Below are 13985 nucleotides of genomic sequence, written 5' to 3' on the forward strand. Positions count from 1 at the left end.
GAGGTATTTGTGGTGTAGCTCTAAAGGATGAATGGCCGCTCAGCGCGAAGGTTTGCGCGGAGTATGGATGGGCTGGATAGCTGACCATCAGCCGTGCGCATGGCCGACGCCCCCAATCAGGGCCCACTGTTACTCATGCTGCAACAGTTCATGTCACTAATCGCTATTTTTCCTTACGGTTCAAGCAGTTATTCTGCCCGTGCGTTCAAGGCGAACCGTCGCAAAGCGCAAGGCAACCGGAAGTGAGTTACCCCTCCCGTTGTCGACAGATCTGGATGATTCGAGCGTTCGACTCATCGCCCCGTGTTTACTGACGTTGATTTGTTGCTCCTTGATCCAACGTCTTGCTTTGGCCGCTGCGTTTGCAGCGGCCTTTTTTATGGGCGATGGTTTTTGAGGGAGGCGAGGCTCGGACGAGCCCCGCCGACAGCGATGCAATCAGAGGGCGTACTTCTGCAAATTTCCCATCATTTCCTTCAACGCTTCAATGTTGTCCTTCGGATGCGCCGCGCCTTCGAAGTCGCAGATCTGCTGCCAGTGCGCCGCCACATCTTCTGGTGAAAACCCCACCCGAGGATCGAACCCGGCGCCGAGGCTGCGCTCCCAGCGCACCTTGCCCATCCAGCCGCCACCGACTTCAAACAGCCCGGAGGTTTCCTGGCAGTTTTCGCTGGCCAGGTACACCACCAGCGGGCTGACCAGTTCCGGCTTCAGTTGTTCGAACACTTGCGGCGGGATCAGGCCTTCGGTCATGCGGGTGCCGCCGGTGGGGGCGATGGCGTTGACGAGGATGTTGTTCTTGCGTCCTTCGATGGCCAGTGTGCGGGTCAGACCGTAGAGGCCGAGTTTGGCCATGCCGTAGTTGGACTGGCCGAAGTTGCCGTAGATGCCCGAGGTCGACGCGGTGAAGATAACGCGGCCGTAGTTTTGCTCGCGCAGGTGCGGCCAGGCGGCGCGGGTGACTTTGTAGGCGCCTTCGACGTGGACGCGGTAAACCAGGTCCCAATCGGCGTCGTCCATTTTGTGGAAGGTCTTGTCCCGCAGGATTCCGGCGTTGTTGACCACCACGTCGACACGGCCGAAAACGTCGAGGGCGTTCTGGACGATTTTGTCGCCGTCGGTGACGGAATCGTGGTTAGCCTCGGCCGTGCCGCCGGCCTCACGAATTTCCGCAACCACGCGGTCCGCCGCCGAAGCGTTGGCGCCTTCTCCTTGAGTCGAGCCGCCAAGATCGTTGACCAACACTTTGGCCCCCTGTCTGGCGAACAACAGCGCGTGGGCACGCCCGAGGCCGCCACCGGCGCCGGTGATGATCACGACTTTATCTTCGAAGCGCACAGACTCATTCATCGGGGGGGACTCCAGCAGGCCAAAGGACGATGAGTCCGAGTGTCAGGCAAGGCACTTCTGGTCACAATCAACACGGGGAAGGCTGAATGGTGTGCGATAAGGCTGGGGGATGATGAGCAGGTTGACGGGTTTACACCTGATCGCGAGCAAAACAGCTCCTACCGTAAACCGCGTATTCCTGTGGGAGCTGGCTTGCCTGCGATGGACGCCAACGATAACGCGGGTTGTCTGGATAAACGCGTTGCCTGGACGTTTTTCGCGAGCAAGCTCGCTCCTACAGGATTAGCGTAAAGCCGGAGCCAGGCCGATTTTCGCTATGAGCAGGCCACCTTGAGCGGTGTTGATACCAGCCGGTCGCGAAACGCCAGGTAATGCTTGAGCACCTGCGCCGGCGCCTCGGTTTGCGGGTAGTGGCCGATGCCGGGCAACACGACGGTGTCCGGGTTGGGAATCAGCTCCCGATAGCGCTGGACCATGTGCGCGCCGGAGATCGGATCGACCTCGCCATCAATCACCCGCAGCGGCACATCATCGCGTTGCATCGCGCGGACCCAACGATCACGCTGCACGCGTCGCTCGGGTATGTAGGCGATCAGCTTGTGCATGATTCGCGGTCCGTTATTGCTCTCGACCAGCCTCCAGAAGTCGTCCATCTCACTTTCCGTAGGACGGGTGTGCGGGCCGAAGATCTGCCGAAAACTCTTCACCAGCGCGTCACGGGAAAAGGCTCGGCCGATCATCCAGCCCAACGGGCTGAGCAACAGTTTTTGCATCAGTACCGGGCGATGGGTTTCCGGAAACAGGCCGCCATTGAGAAACACGCAACTGGCGAGGTTTATCTGCGCTTCGTAATGGCGGGCCAGCAGTTCCTGAGCGACGCTGTCGCCATAATCGTGGGCCAGTACGTGAACCGGTTGTTCGACGCCCAAATGCGCGAGCAAGGCCTGTTGCAGATCAGCCTGTTCCAGCAGGCTGTAGTCGTGATCCACCGGCTTGGCGGAATCACCGAAGCCGAGCATGTCGCAGGCGATCAGCCGATAGCGCTGGGCCAGCGGCTGCCACAGGTAATGCCAGTCCCAACTGGCGGTCGGAAAGCCGTGGATGAGCAGCAGCGGCTCACCCTGCCCCGCCGTCCAGTAACGGATCGTCTGGCCGCGAAACAGGAACGTCCGGGCGCGCTTGCGCCACACACACAGGGGGATCTCGGCGAGAAGCATTAGAGTTTATACCCCGCATCCTGTTGATCGAGTTTGCGCAGCAGCGCTGGCCAGGCCAGTGCGCCACCCATCCCTTGTGCACTTTTGGTGACACCGGCGATCATCGCCTTGGCGCCGGCCAGAATCTGCGGCTCGATAGCGATCAGTTCGGCGCCACCGTTTTGCGCCAGCACCTGGATATCGCAGGCGCGCTGGAAGGTGAACATCATCAGGAACGTGTCGGCAATCGTGCTGCCGCACGTCAGCAGGCCGTGGTTGTGCAGCATCAGGAAATTGTTGTCACCGAGGTCGGCTTGCAGTCGCGCTTTCTCTTCGTGGTTCAGCGCAACGCCCTCGTAAGCGTGATAAGCCAGGCTGGACAAAACGAACAATGACTGCTGGCTGATCGGCAAAATGCCTTGCTTCTGCGCCGACACCGCCACGCCCGCCGCCGTATGCGTGTGCAGCACGCACACCACATCGTGACGCACTTCATGCACGGCGCTGTGAATGGTGTAGCCCGCCGGATTGATTTCGTAGGGACTGTGCATCAGCTTGTTACCGGCCTGATCGACCTTGACCAGGCTCGACGCGGTGATCTCGTGAAACATCAACCCGAACGGATTGATCAGGAAGTCTTCGGTGCCCGGCACCTTGGCGGAAATATGCGTGAAGATCAGATCATCCCAGCCATGCTGGGCGACCAGACGGTAACAGGCCGCCAGATCGACGCGGGTCTGCCACTCGGCGGCGCTGACCTGGTCTTTGACAGTGTGGGGGGATTGGGCGGGGGCTACGCTCACGGCAAGGAACTCCTGTTCTTATTGTTTTGCTCACGTAAAGCAGTCTAGTCACCCCTCGCGATTCGTGGAATTGCATTGGCAGCCAGCTTGATGGCCTAGCGAGTCAGCTGCGCAGGGCGGTGATCAATTCCGCCAGCCACGGCTCGGCATCGGTTTCCGGCGTCACGCTTTCGCTGGCGTCCAGACGCAGCATTGGCAGCACTTCGCGAAGGCCCAGCTCGCCAAACAGCTCACGCATCAACTCTCCACCGCCGCAGAACGTGTCGCCGTAACTCGCGTCCCCCAGACCGATCACGGCACCCGGCAAACCACGCCAGGCAGCGGGCAACTGATCGCGAAGGGCGAAGTACAGCGGTTGCAGGTTATCCGGCAATTCGCCCATACCGGTGGTCGAGGTGACCGCCAGGAACGCTTCGGGGCCAAACGCCTGGACATCGGCGAGGCTTGCACGCGGGTTGTGAAAAATATCGAAACCCGCGGTTTTCAAAATGTCCGCAGCGTGACGGGCGACTTCTTCAGCCGTGCCGTATACCGAGCCGGAAAGGAGGGCGACTTTCATCAATCTGATCCTGAAGCTGAGTAAAAGACCGGGATATTAACAGCACAGTCTTCTTTGTTCTTTTAGAATGCAGACGGTCAATCACACAGGAAAGGACTCTCCATGATCAACGCCCAACTGCTGCAACTGGTGATCAACGCCTCCAACGACGGCATCGTGATCGCTGAAAAAGAAGGCGAGCACGACAACATTCTGATTTACGTCAACCCGGCGTTCGAACGCCTGACCGGCTACACCAGTGAAGAAATCCTCTATCAGGATTGCCGTTTCCTGCAATCCGGCGACCGTGATCAGGAACCACTGACATTGATTCGCGAGGCATTGAGCAGCGGCGGTTCCTGCCGGGAAATCCTGCGCAATTATCGCAAGGACGGCACCCCATTCTGGAATGAGCTGTCGCTTTCGACGGTGAAAAATCCGAGCGACGGTCAAACTTATTTTGTCGGGGTGCAAAAAGACGTCACGGTTCAGGTCAAGGCACAGCAGCGTGTGGCGCAGCTTGAAGCACAATTGGCAGCGCTGCAGGACGAGCTCGATCAATTAAAAGCGACGAACGGTTAAAACATTCCTGCGAATTGATTGTCATTAACTACAATCACCGATGACTTTGTAACTATTTTTTTCGAGCCGCTCATGCACCGCGACGCACTCCTGACCCAGGACGAGCTGGATTTCATCCAGACCATGCAACACAACCCGCAGCTCAATGTGCGGGATGCGACGTCGAGTCTGCTCGTTAACGGTGGTTCGCAAATCCGTGACTTGCTCACGCGCCTTGCCGCTCATGAGCAAGTCACTATTCAGGCCAACTTCGAAAATCAGCAGATGACGTTTCCGCTGCATTTGGTCGAAGACGAGTTTCATGCCCTGCATTTACGCCTCGGCGTCCCCAGCATCTATGAAGACGGGCCATTGGTCCGGCCATGGCGCCTGGTTCTCGAAGAGCCGGTGGCACTGGAAAATGCCAGCGGCCAACCCGGCACGCTGTGGGTGCACGAAGTCTCGTTCAAAGGGGTTTTGCTGGAAGTGCGCAACAAGACCAAGCCGCCCAAACACTTTGCCTTGTGGTTCAGCCCGTCAGGCTATGAGCGGATCGCGATGCGCGGCACCTTCGAGAAAGAAACCGGGAACGGTTTCTTCGCGTATCAGTTGAGTCAGAACGATAAGGACGAGACCGAGCGCCTGCGCCAGTACATCCTCCAGCAGCATCGACTGACGCACCCCGCGCTTCACCTCTGATCAGGTATCCAGGTTACCCGCCAGGAACTGTTTCAGGCGCTGCCGCATCACCATGCCCTGATTCCCCAGACAGCCAATGGACGATCCGGCCAGGCTCTCCTGCACCAGATCAGACGCGTCTCCCGCCAGCAGCAGCTGACAATCCAGGCTCATGGCCAGGCGATTCAAACGCCGCGGCAAGTCGGTTGACGGGGCATGATTGGACACCAGCACCAACGCCTGTGGCTTGACTCTTTCGCAGACCAGGGTCAGTTCGTCGAACGGCTGACCAATCGACAGCAATTGAATGGCGGAATCGATATTGCTCAGGAACAACGCCGTAAGCAGCACGTCGAGCTCACGTGTCTGATCATTCAGCGGACACACGATTACACGGCGCGGCTGCATCACTCGAACCAGCAACAACCGTTGCAACACGCGTGAACGCAAGAAACCGTCCAGAAACAGCCACTCACTGACCTGACCGAACGCCTCATGGCGTTGCAGCAATTGCTGCCACAGCGGAATCAGGATGTCCTGGAACGCCACGGTGAGGGGATAACTGGAAAATATCTGCCCATAGACCTGCTCCAGCTGAACCTCGTCAAATGCGCGGACTGCTGCGCTGACCTGTCCCTGCCATTGCACATAGTCAGCCTGAACACTCTCAGTTGGGATGATGTGCGACAGAGCTTGAAGGGGTTCGGTCTTGGCCAGGATCTTGCCGACCTTGCTGACGGCCACACCGCGCTCGATCCAGCTCAGAATGCTGTGAACCCGCTCAATATCGGTCATTGAGTACAGGCGATGCCCGCTCTCGGTGCGCAGAGGCTGGATCAAACCATACCGGCGTTCCCATGCGCGCAACGTGACCGGATTGACACCAGTCAGTCGCGCCACCTCTCGAATCGGAAACAACTCTTCCTGTTCGAGGGTCAGAACAGGCTGAGAACCAGCGACAGTGTCAGTGATGACAGGCATTTAGTAACCAACGTCCATGTATGCATTGGATCCCATTTAACGCACCTCACCCTTCATTATTCAAGACATAGATGGTGGACGATTATAAGGAACACAACCTGTAGAATCGGGAATATTCCTTGCTTGTAACAAGACGCAGCCCACCACCCCGGTGCTGTGTCTGGCGAAACTTCTATCCGGAGTAACGCGTTTGTCATACGGAGATACACAATGTCTACCTCACCCGTCACGCTGACGGTTGCGCGCCGCGTCGCCGATGGGCGCTATCAGGACCTGATGACCTGGTTGCGCGAAGGCGAACAACTGGCCACCGATTTCCAGGGTTATCTCGGCTCTGGCGTGCTCGCCCCGCCGCCCGGCGACAATGAATTCCAGATTATTTCCCGCTTCGCCAACGAGCAGACCATGCACGCCTGGGAGCACTCCGCCTCCCGTACGGCCTGGCTTTCGCGCGGCAGCGAACTGTTTGCTCATCCGACCGAGCATAGAGTCAGTGGCATCGAAGGCTGGTTCGGCGCTGCGGGACAACGTCCGCCACGCTGGAAACAGGCCGTGGCAATCTGGCTGGCGTTCTTTCCGGTGTCGTTGCTGTTCAACTACGTGCTGGGGCCGCTGCTTGGCGAAATGAGCCTGTTGCCTCGGGTATTGATCGGTACGCTGTGCCTCACGCCGTTGATGGTTTACTTCTTCATTCCGTTGTCGACCCGCCTCTTGGCCGGGTGGCTGAATACCCCGCCAGCGCGCCGATTGCCCGCCGAGCCTACTACCCAGAATCACTAAAAGATCGCAGGCTTCGCCAGCTCCTACAAAAGCACGCACGCCCGGTCCGTAGGAGCTGCCGCAGACTGCGATCTTTTCAGGGCATGGCACAAGCCGTCGCTGTTATAGTTTTGCTCTGACCGCGACGCGAGCCTTTCATGACTTCTTCCTCTGCCCCGATCCTGATCACCGGCGCCGGCCAGCGGGTCGGCCTGCATTGTGCGCAACGTCTGCTCGAAGACGGCGAGGCGCTGATCTTCACCTATCGCACCGAACGCCCCGGCGTTCAAACACTGCGTGATCTGGGGGCGACGGCGATATTCGCGGACTTCTCCACCGAAGTCGGCATCTTCGCTTTCATCAACGAACTGAAAACCCACACCGACAGCCTGCGCGCGATCATCCACAATGCTTCCGAATGGCTGGCGGAAACGCCGGACACCGACGCGGCTGCCTTCACCCGCCTGTTCAGCGTGCACATGCTCGCGCCCTACTTGGTCAACTTGCACTGCGCGGACTTGCTGCGAAGCTCGCAACCGGCCGACATCGTGCACATCAGCGATGACGTGACCCGCAAGGGCAGCAGCCGGCACATCGGCTACTGCGCCAGCAAGGCCGGGCTCGACAGCCTCACCTTGTCCTTTGCGGCGAAGTACGCCCCGGACATCAAGGTCAACGGGATTGCCCCGGCCCTGCTACTGTTCAATCCCGACGACGACGCGGCGTACCGCACCAAGGCCCTGGCCAAGTCCGCGCTGGGTATCGAACCCGGCAGTGAAGTGATCTATCAGAGCCTGCGCTATCTGCTCGACAACCCTTATGTCACCGGTACGACCCTGACGGTCAACGGCGGTCGACACCTCAAATAGATGCTCCGCGAGGATATTCCATGACGTTATCCCGGCCTCAGAACGCGCTGTCCCACAGCTATCGCGAGATCCTTATCGGTCTCGGTGAGAACCCCGACCGCGAAGGCCTGGCCGATACACCGGTGCGCGCAGCCAAGGCCATGCAGTACCTGTGTCATGGCTATGAACAAAGTGTGGAAGAAATCGTCAACGGCGCGTTGTTTGCCTCCGACAACGATGAAATGATCATCGTCGACAACATCGAGCTTTACTCACTGTGTGAACATCACCTGCTGCCCTTCATCGGCAAGGCGCATGTGGCTTATATTCCAACGGGTAAAGTGCTGGGCCTGTCGAAAATTGCGCGACTGGTGGATATGTTCGCCCGTCGCCTGCAAATCCAGGAGAACCTGACCCGGCAGATCGCCGACGCGGTGCAGGAGGTGACGGGGGCTGCAGGCGTTGCAGTCGTCATCGAAGCCCGACACATGTGCATGATGATGCGCGGCGTCGAGAAACAGAATTCGACCATGAACACCTCGGTGATGCTCGGCGCCTTCCGCGAGTCGAGCAACACCCGCCAGGAGTTCCTGCAATTGATTGGACGGAGCAAGTAGCAATGCCACAACTTCAACCAGGAATGGCACGTATCCGGGTCAAGGACCTGTGCCTGCGCACGTTCATCGGGATCAACGAGGATGAGATCCTCAACAAGCAGGATGTGCTGATCAACCTGACCATCCTGTACGCGGCTCAGGAAGCGGTGCGTGACAACGACATTGATCACGCACTGAACTACCGCACCATCACCAAGGCAATCATCGCTCACGTGGAAGGCAATCGCTTTGCCCTGCTCGAGCGCCTGACCCAGGAAATTCTCGATCTGGTGATGACGAATGAGTCGGTGCTGTATGCCGAGGTCGAGGTCGACAAACCCCACGCGTTGCGATTTGCCGAGTCGGTGTCGATTACGCTGGCGGCGAGCCGCTGAGCGCGTCTGGCGCATTGGTCGCCAGGCTTTTATCATCCGCGCCACGATTCGATTGCACAGAGCCCGCCATGAACGATCAACAACGTCTGGAACTTGAAGCCGCCGCCTTCCGCCGGCTGGTCGCGCACCTGGACAGCCGCAAGGATGTGCAGAACATCGACCTGATGAACCTTTCCGGTTTCTGCCGCAATTGCCTGTCCAAGTGGTACAAGGCAGCGGCCGATGAGCGCCAGATCGACGTCAGCCTCGATGACGCCCGCGAAGTCGTCTACGGCATGCCGTATGCCGAGTGGAAAGCCCAATACCAGCAAGAAGCCAGCGCCGAACAACACGCGGCGTTTGCCAAAGGAAAGCCCAATGAATGATTTGAACACCCTGCGCGCGAGCCTGAAAAGCGGCGAACATGCCTTTGCCGACACCCTGGCATTCATCGCCGCCGGTTACGACTACCAGCCACAGGCGTTCAACAACGGCGGTGTGGAAAACGCCGCCGGGCAGAACGAAGGTTCGTGCAAGACGTTGGGCCTGGCGCTGCTGGAAGGCCTGAGCGATGAAGAGGCGTTGTTGGCCTTTGGCGAGCATTACCGCTCGGTGGTGGCGACGCCTGAAGGCAGCGATCATGGCAATATTCGTGCGTTGATTGCGCATGGTTTGGCCGGTGTGAAATTCAGCCAACAGCCGCTGACCCGGCGCTGATTCAAGAGCAAAAGATCGCAGCCTGCGGCAGCTCCTACACCGATCGCGTGTTCCGTAGGAGCTAGCGCAGCCTGCGATCTTTTGATGTTCGCCCCCCACTCAACCGCTGATTCAAGATCAAAAGATCGCAGCCTGCGGCAGCTCCTACACGGATCGCGTGGTTCCGTAGGAGCTGGCGCAGCCTGCGATCTTTTGATGTTGGCCTCCCCACTCAGCCGCTGATCAAAAGATCGCAGCCTGCGGCAGCTCCTACACCGGTCGCGTGTTCCGTAGGAGCTGGCGCAGCCTGCGATCTTTTGATGTTCGCCCTCTACACACCACATCCCGACTTTTAAGATTGACCCGGCGACTTTATTTCGTTTGCCGGGCACGTCCGCTCGCGGCTTAGATAAAAGGAAGCCTCCCTTCTTCTGAGTCGGTCATCCATGAGCAGCGAATCCATCAGCCGGTCGATCAACATCGTGCACCCCGTCACCCTCAGCCACGGCAAAAACGCCGAAGTCTGGGACATCGACGGCAAGCGCTACATCGACTTCGTCGGCGGTATCGGCGTGTTAAACCTCGGCCACTGCCACCCGCGCATCGTCGAAGCCATTCGCGAACAAGCCACCCGACTCACGCACTACGCGTTCAACGCGGCCCCGCACGTGCCCTATCTCGAGTTCATGGAGCGCCTGGCCGCGTTTATCCCGGTGAATTACCCGGTCAGCGGCATGCTCACCAACAGTGGCGCGGAAGCGGCGGAAAACGCCCTGAAAATTGTCCGGGGCGCGACCGGCCGCACCGCCGTCATCGCCTTCGACGGCGCCTTCCACGGGCGCACCCTTGCCACCCTCAACCTCAACGGCAAAGTCGCGCCTTACAAACAGAAAGTCGGCGTGTTGCCTGGCCCGGTGTTCCACTTGCCCTACCCGAGCAAGGACAACGGCGTAACCTGCGCCGAGGCGCTGAAGGCGCTGGATCGACTGTTCAGCGTCGAAATCGATGTCGAAGACGTCGCCTGTTTTATCCTCGAACCGGTGCAGGGCGAAGCAGGTTTTTTGGCGATCGACGTGGAATTTGCCCAAGCGCTGCGCCGCTTCTGCGACGAAAAAGGCATCCTGCTGATCGCCGATGAAATCCAGTCTGGATTCGGCCGCACCGGCGAACGTTTTGCGTTCTCGCGACTGGGCATCGAGCCGGACTTGATCCTGCTCGGCAAAAGCATCGCCGGCGGCGTGCCACTGGGTGCGGTGGTCGGGCGCCAGGCGTTGCTCGACACCCTGCCCAAAGGCGGGCTGGGCGGCACGTACTCGGGCAATCCCATCGCGTGTGCCGCTGCAGTGGCGACGCTGGACGAAATGACCGATGCCCATCTGCACGCGTGGGGCACGCAGCAGGAAGAAGCGATCGTCAGCCGTTACGAGTCCTGGCGCGCCAAAGAGATTTCACCTTTTCTCGGGCGTCTGACCGGCGTCGGCGCCATGCGTGGCATCGAACTGGCCACCGCCGATGGCACCCCGGCCCCGGCGCAACTCACGCAATTGCTGAGCCTGGCAAGAGAGGCAGGTTTGCTGCTGATGCCCAGCGGCAAATCACGCCACATCATCCGATTGCTGGCGCCCCTGACCACCGAGGCCGCTGTGCTGGAGGAAGGCCTGGACATCCTCGAGTCCTGCCTCGCGAAGCTGTCCTGAAAAGCAAACTGCGATCCGGGACTGACGTAGCGAATTATGTTCGCTTGTCGTTGCCGATTTTGCGTCGCAATACTCGTTGCAGGAGCGAGCTCGCTCGCGATGGACGTTAACGATAACGCGTGTGTGCTGGATAAACGCGTCGCCCTGAAGTCCATCGCGAGCAAGCTCGCTCCTACAACGTCGTTAAACCTATTTTCATAGCGAGAACATCAACACCGACAAGCCGAGGCATGCATGTATCACGACAATATAATTTATAAGAAAAAGTCCAACGATCCTCAATTCCTGCTCGGCGTAGCCGTGGTGTTGTTCCTCGGCGCCTACCTAATGAACCTGGGCAACAGTGCCCTCAGCCATTTTCTGCACCCGTTGCTGGGCGATGCCCCGGACAGCCTGACCGCGCGCAACATCGCCATCGGCCTGGGCATTGCGGTATTGGGCACGCTGAACTTCCACATCCTCGGTCGTTTGAAATTCAAAGTGCAGACCACGGTGGTGTGGATCGAACTGCTGATTCTGTTCCTGGCGTTCTTCGACACCTTCGACCTCTCCTACAGTTTCATCCTCGACAAGGTCGGCTTCCTGGTCATCCAGGGTGCGGCAACCACCTTGTACATCTCCGCCGTCGCCATCGTGATTGCCTTCGTGCTGGCATTGATCGGCGCGGTAGCCAAGCTGTCGAACAATGGGCTGGCCAACGCCCTCGCTTCGTTCTACACCTCGTTCTTTCGCGGTGTGCCGCTGCTGATTCAAATCTACCTGATCTACCTGGGCCTGCCGCAACTGGGCTACGTGGTCGACGCAGTCCCCGCCGGCATCCTCGCGTTGTCACTGTGCTACGGCGCTTACATGACCGAGATTTTCCGCGCCGGCATCCAGAGCATTCCGGTCGGCCAGTGGGAAGCTTCCCGGGCGCTGAACATCAGCCCGTTCAAGACCCTTAGCCGGGTGATCATGCCCCAGGCGTTGCGGGTGATCATTCCGCCCACCGGCAATCAATTCATCGCCATGCTCAAGGACAGTTCACTGGTGTCGGTGATCGGCGTCTGGGAGCTGATGTACCTGGCCAAGACCCAGGGCCGCGCGGACTTCCGTCACCTGGAAATGCTGATTACCGCCGCGATGATTTACTGGGCGCTGTCGTTCATTCTTGAACGGGTGCAGGCGCGCATCGAAAAACGGGTCAACCGATCCACGGCAAGGGGTTGATGATGACTCGAACCAATACGGCGGAAAAAATCGACCTGGCGCCTGTTGCGCAGACCAGTCCTTCGATGATTTCGATCACCGGCCTGAACAAGTGGTACGGCAATTTTCACGCCTTGCGCGACGTCGACCTCAATGTCGCCTCGGGTGAAATTCTGGTGGTGTGCGGACCGTCGGGCTCGGGCAAGTCGACGATGATTCGCTGCATCAATCACCTGGAAAATTTCCAGAAAGGCCAGATTCAGGTCAACGGCATCACCCTCACCAGCGAAGCGGAAAGCGTCAGCGCCGTGCGCAGTGAAATCGGCATGGTGTTCCAGAGCTTCAACCTGTTCCCGCACTTGAGCGTGATCGACAACCTGACCCTCGCGCCGCAGCTGGTGCAAGGCGTGTCGGCCAGCGAAGCAAAAAAACGCGCCCAGGTGTATCTGGAGCGGGTGCGGATTGCCGAGCATGCGCACAAATATCCGTCGCAATTGTCCGGCGGCCAGCAGCAGCGCGTGGCGATTGCCCGGGCGCTGTGCATGAACCCCAAAGTGATGCTGTTCGACGAACCGACCTCCGCGCTGGACCCGGAAATGGTCCACGAAGTACTGGACGTGATGGGCGAGTTGGCCACCGATGGCATGACTATGATTTGCGTGACCCACGAAATGGGGTTCGCCAGCAAAGTCGCCGACCGCGTGCTGTTCATGGATCAGGGCCAGGTGATCGAACAAGCTACCCCCGCCGAGTTTTTCAACAACCCGCAGACCGAACGTGCGCAGAAATTCCTGTCGCAGATCATCGGTCACTGAAGACCGTTTTGCCCCCAAGAAAACAATAACGAGACATGGAGATGGACATGGTCAGAAGCAAACGCGTAATCACCCTCGCCGCCGCAATGTCGCTGTTGTTCGTCGGTGCCGCCCAGGCCGGTGCGGTGCTGGACAAGATCCAGAGCAGCAAGACGTTGACCGTCGCCACCTCGGCGACCTGGCCACCCCAGGGCTTTATCAACGACAAGAACGAAATCGACGGTTTTGATATCGACGTGTCCAAGGAGATCGCCAAGCGTCTGGGCGTCGAAGCCAAATTCATCACGCCGGACTGGGACGTGATCACCGCCGGCAAGTGGAACGGCCGCTGGGACGTGTCCGTGGGCTCGATGACGGCGACCAAGAGTCGCGCGCGAATTCTCGATTTCCCCGGCACTTATTACTACGTTCCTTACGTGTTTGCGGTGCACGACAAGTCCAAGGTTACCGACCATAAAGCGCTAAATGGCAAAACCATCGGCGTCGAAGGCGGCACCACGTCCGAGGACTATTTCAGCCAGGCGCTGGCGATTGAAACCACCGACGTGCCGCCCGTGGTCTACGACGTCAAAACCGAAAAAATGAAAACCTACGCCGGTTCCGTCGGGCCGCTCGACGACCTGCGTCTGGGCGATGGTGCCCGGCTGGATGCCATTCTCACACAACGCAGCACGTTGGACGCAGCTGTCAAAAAGGGTTATCCGTTGCGCGCCGTCGACAACAACATCGCGTTCTACGAACCGCTGGCCATCGCCACCGACAAGGGTGACCCGGAACTGAAAGCCAAACTCGGTGAAATCATCGCGGCGATGCACAAGGACGGCACGCTGACCAAGCTGTCGGACAAGTGGTACGGCGTCGATTACTCCACCATCAAATAACCTGTGGGAGCGGGCTTGCCCGCG

The 13985-nt window shown here is 59.0% G+C and carries 17 protein-coding genes; 12 read left to right on the forward strand and 5 right to left on the reverse strand.

Going from position 1 to position 13985, the window contains the following annotated elements:
- Positions 1-438: 438 nt before the first annotated feature.
- The 4 genes from F8N62_RS06530 to F8N62_RS06550 form a co-directional block, all read right to left on the reverse strand.
- Positions 439-1350, reverse strand: a complete 912-nt coding sequence (locus tag F8N62_RS06530) for an SDR family oxidoreductase (RefSeq protein WP_150710177.1) — start codon at positions 1348-1350, stop codon at positions 439-441.
- 314 nt (positions 1351-1664) lie between these two features.
- Positions 1665-2567, reverse strand: a complete 903-nt coding sequence (locus F8N62_RS06540; RefSeq protein WP_150710179.1) for an alpha/beta fold hydrolase — start codon at positions 2565-2567, stop codon at positions 1665-1667.
- Entirely contained in the window at positions 2567-3349 is a 783-nt protein-coding gene (locus tag F8N62_RS06545; protein ID WP_150710180.1) for a class II aldolase/adducin family protein, read from the reverse strand. Before F8N62_RS06545 ends, F8N62_RS06540 begins: the two co-directional genes overlap by 1 nt.
- A gap of 103 nt (positions 3350-3452) precedes the next feature.
- Entirely contained in the window at positions 3453-3908 is a 456-nt protein-coding gene (locus F8N62_RS06550) for a flavodoxin (RefSeq protein ID WP_150710181.1), read from the reverse strand.
- Between the two features lie 102 nt (positions 3909-4010).
- On the opposite strand from F8N62_RS06550, the gene F8N62_RS06555 reads away from it, so the two are divergent.
- A complete protein-coding gene (locus F8N62_RS06555; protein WP_150710182.1) occupies positions 4011-4469 on the forward strand; it encodes a PAS domain-containing protein in 459 nt (152 codons plus the stop codon).
- Between the two features lie 72 nt (positions 4470-4541).
- Positions 4542-5147: a hypothetical protein gene (locus F8N62_RS06560; RefSeq protein WP_150710183.1), complete on the forward strand. Its 606-nt coding sequence runs from the start codon at positions 4542-4544 to the stop codon at positions 5145-5147.
- Here F8N62_RS06560 and F8N62_RS06565 read toward each other — a convergent pair whose 3' ends face one another.
- Positions 5148-6107: a MerR family transcriptional regulator gene (locus F8N62_RS06565; RefSeq protein ID WP_150710184.1), complete on the reverse strand. Its 960-nt coding sequence runs from the start codon at positions 6105-6107 to the stop codon at positions 5148-5150.
- Positions 6108-6317: 210 nt separating this feature from the next.
- Between F8N62_RS06565 and F8N62_RS06570 the strand changes: the two genes are divergently transcribed.
- From F8N62_RS06570 to F8N62_RS06615, 10 genes are all read left to right on the forward strand, one after another.
- A complete protein-coding gene (locus F8N62_RS06570) occupies positions 6318-6887 on the forward strand; it encodes an antibiotic biosynthesis monooxygenase (protein ID WP_150710185.1) in 570 nt (189 codons plus the stop codon).
- A 137-nt stretch (positions 6888-7024) separates the two neighbouring features.
- The gene (gene folM / locus F8N62_RS06575) at positions 7025-7735 is read left to right on the forward strand and encodes a dihydromonapterin reductase (RefSeq protein WP_150710186.1); all 711 of its coding nucleotides are present in this window, start codon (positions 7025-7027) and stop codon (positions 7733-7735) included.
- Positions 7736-7755: 20 nt separating this feature from the next.
- A complete protein-coding gene (gene folE, locus F8N62_RS06580; protein ID WP_150710187.1) occupies positions 7756-8331 on the forward strand; it encodes a GTP cyclohydrolase I FolE in 576 nt (191 codons plus the stop codon).
- A 2-nt stretch (positions 8332-8333) separates the two neighbouring features.
- A complete protein-coding gene (gene folX, locus F8N62_RS06585) occupies positions 8334-8705 on the forward strand; it encodes a dihydroneopterin triphosphate 2'-epimerase (protein WP_150710188.1) in 372 nt (123 codons plus the stop codon).
- 68 nt (positions 8706-8773) lie between these two features.
- On the forward strand, positions 8774-9070 hold the full coding sequence (locus F8N62_RS06590) for a DUF1244 domain-containing protein (protein WP_150710189.1): 297 nt from the start codon (positions 8774-8776) through the stop codon (positions 9068-9070).
- Positions 9063-9401 (forward strand): HopJ type III effector protein, encoded by a 339-nt coding sequence (locus tag F8N62_RS06595; RefSeq protein ID WP_150710190.1) that lies wholly within the window; start codon positions 9063-9065, stop codon positions 9399-9401. Before F8N62_RS06590 ends, F8N62_RS06595 begins: the two co-directional genes overlap by 8 nt.
- Before the next feature lie 425 nt (positions 9402-9826).
- The gene (locus tag F8N62_RS06600; protein ID WP_150710191.1) at positions 9827-11077 is read left to right on the forward strand and encodes an aspartate aminotransferase family protein; all 1251 of its coding nucleotides are present in this window, start codon (positions 9827-9829) and stop codon (positions 11075-11077) included.
- A 234-nt stretch (positions 11078-11311) separates the two neighbouring features.
- Positions 11312-12286 (forward strand): amino acid ABC transporter permease, encoded by a 975-nt coding sequence (locus tag F8N62_RS06605; protein ID WP_150710192.1) that lies wholly within the window; start codon positions 11312-11314, stop codon positions 12284-12286.
- 65 nt (positions 12287-12351) lie between these two features.
- Positions 12352-13080 (forward strand): amino acid ABC transporter ATP-binding protein, encoded by a 729-nt coding sequence (locus F8N62_RS06610; RefSeq protein ID WP_150710276.1) that lies wholly within the window; start codon positions 12352-12354, stop codon positions 13078-13080.
- A gap of 47 nt (positions 13081-13127) precedes the next feature.
- Positions 13128-13961, forward strand: coding sequence for a transporter substrate-binding domain-containing protein (locus tag F8N62_RS06615; RefSeq protein ID WP_150710193.1), 834 nt, complete (start codon positions 13128-13130; stop codon positions 13959-13961).
- The last annotated feature ends 24 nt before the right edge of the window (positions 13962-13985 follow it).

Origin of the sequence: Pseudomonas fluorescens, from assembly GCF_902497785.1 — a bacterium.
Classification (GTDB): domain Bacteria; phylum Pseudomonadota; class Gammaproteobacteria; order Pseudomonadales; family Pseudomonadaceae; genus Aquipseudomonas; species Aquipseudomonas fluorescens_BO.

What these genes read in the sequence shown, in the direction of transcription:
- F8N62_RS06530 (WP_150710177.1), bottom strand. Translation starts at nt 1,350, where the DNA reads ATGAATGAGTCTGTGCGCTTCGAAGATAAAGTCGTGATCATCACCGGC.
- F8N62_RS06540 (WP_150710179.1), bottom strand. Translation starts at nt 2,567, where the DNA reads ATGCTTCTCGCCGAGATCCCCCTGTGTGTGTGGCGCAAGCGCGCCCGG.
- F8N62_RS06550 (WP_150710181.1), bottom strand. Translation starts at nt 3,908, where the DNA reads ATGAAAGTCGCCCTCCTTTCCGGCTCGGTATACGGCACGGCTGAAGAA.
- F8N62_RS06555 (WP_150710182.1), top strand. Translation starts at nt 4,011, where the DNA reads ATGATCAACGCCCAACTGCTGCAACTGGTGATCAACGCCTCCAACGAC.
- F8N62_RS06560 (WP_150710183.1), top strand. Translation starts at nt 4,542, where the DNA reads ATGCACCGCGACGCACTCCTGACCCAGGACGAGCTGGATTTCATCCAG.
- F8N62_RS06565 (WP_150710184.1), bottom strand. Translation starts at nt 6,107, where the DNA reads ATGCCTGTCATCACTGACACTGTCGCTGGTTCTCAGCCTGTTCTGACC.
- F8N62_RS06570 (WP_150710185.1), top strand. Translation starts at nt 6,318, where the DNA reads ATGTCTACCTCACCCGTCACGCTGACGGTTGCGCGCCGCGTCGCCGAT.
- folM (WP_150710186.1), top strand. Translation starts at nt 7,025, where the DNA reads ATGACTTCTTCCTCTGCCCCGATCCTGATCACCGGCGCCGGCCAGCGG.
- folE (WP_150710187.1), top strand. Translation starts at nt 7,756, where the DNA reads ATGACGTTATCCCGGCCTCAGAACGCGCTGTCCCACAGCTATCGCGAG.
- folX (WP_150710188.1), top strand. Translation starts at nt 8,334, where the DNA reads ATGCCACAACTTCAACCAGGAATGGCACGTATCCGGGTCAAGGACCTG.
- F8N62_RS06590 (WP_150710189.1), top strand. Translation starts at nt 8,774, where the DNA reads ATGAACGATCAACAACGTCTGGAACTTGAAGCCGCCGCCTTCCGCCGG.
- F8N62_RS06595 (WP_150710190.1), top strand. Translation starts at nt 9,063, where the DNA reads ATGAATGATTTGAACACCCTGCGCGCGAGCCTGAAAAGCGGCGAACAT.
- F8N62_RS06600 (WP_150710191.1), top strand. Translation starts at nt 9,827, where the DNA reads ATGAGCAGCGAATCCATCAGCCGGTCGATCAACATCGTGCACCCCGTC.
- F8N62_RS06605 (WP_150710192.1), top strand. Translation starts at nt 11,312, where the DNA reads ATGTATCACGACAATATAATTTATAAGAAAAAGTCCAACGATCCTCAA.
- F8N62_RS06610 (WP_150710276.1), top strand. Translation starts at nt 12,352, where the DNA reads ATGATTTCGATCACCGGCCTGAACAAGTGGTACGGCAATTTTCACGCC.
- F8N62_RS06615 (WP_150710193.1), top strand. Translation starts at nt 13,128, where the DNA reads ATGGTCAGAAGCAAACGCGTAATCACCCTCGCCGCCGCAATGTCGCTG.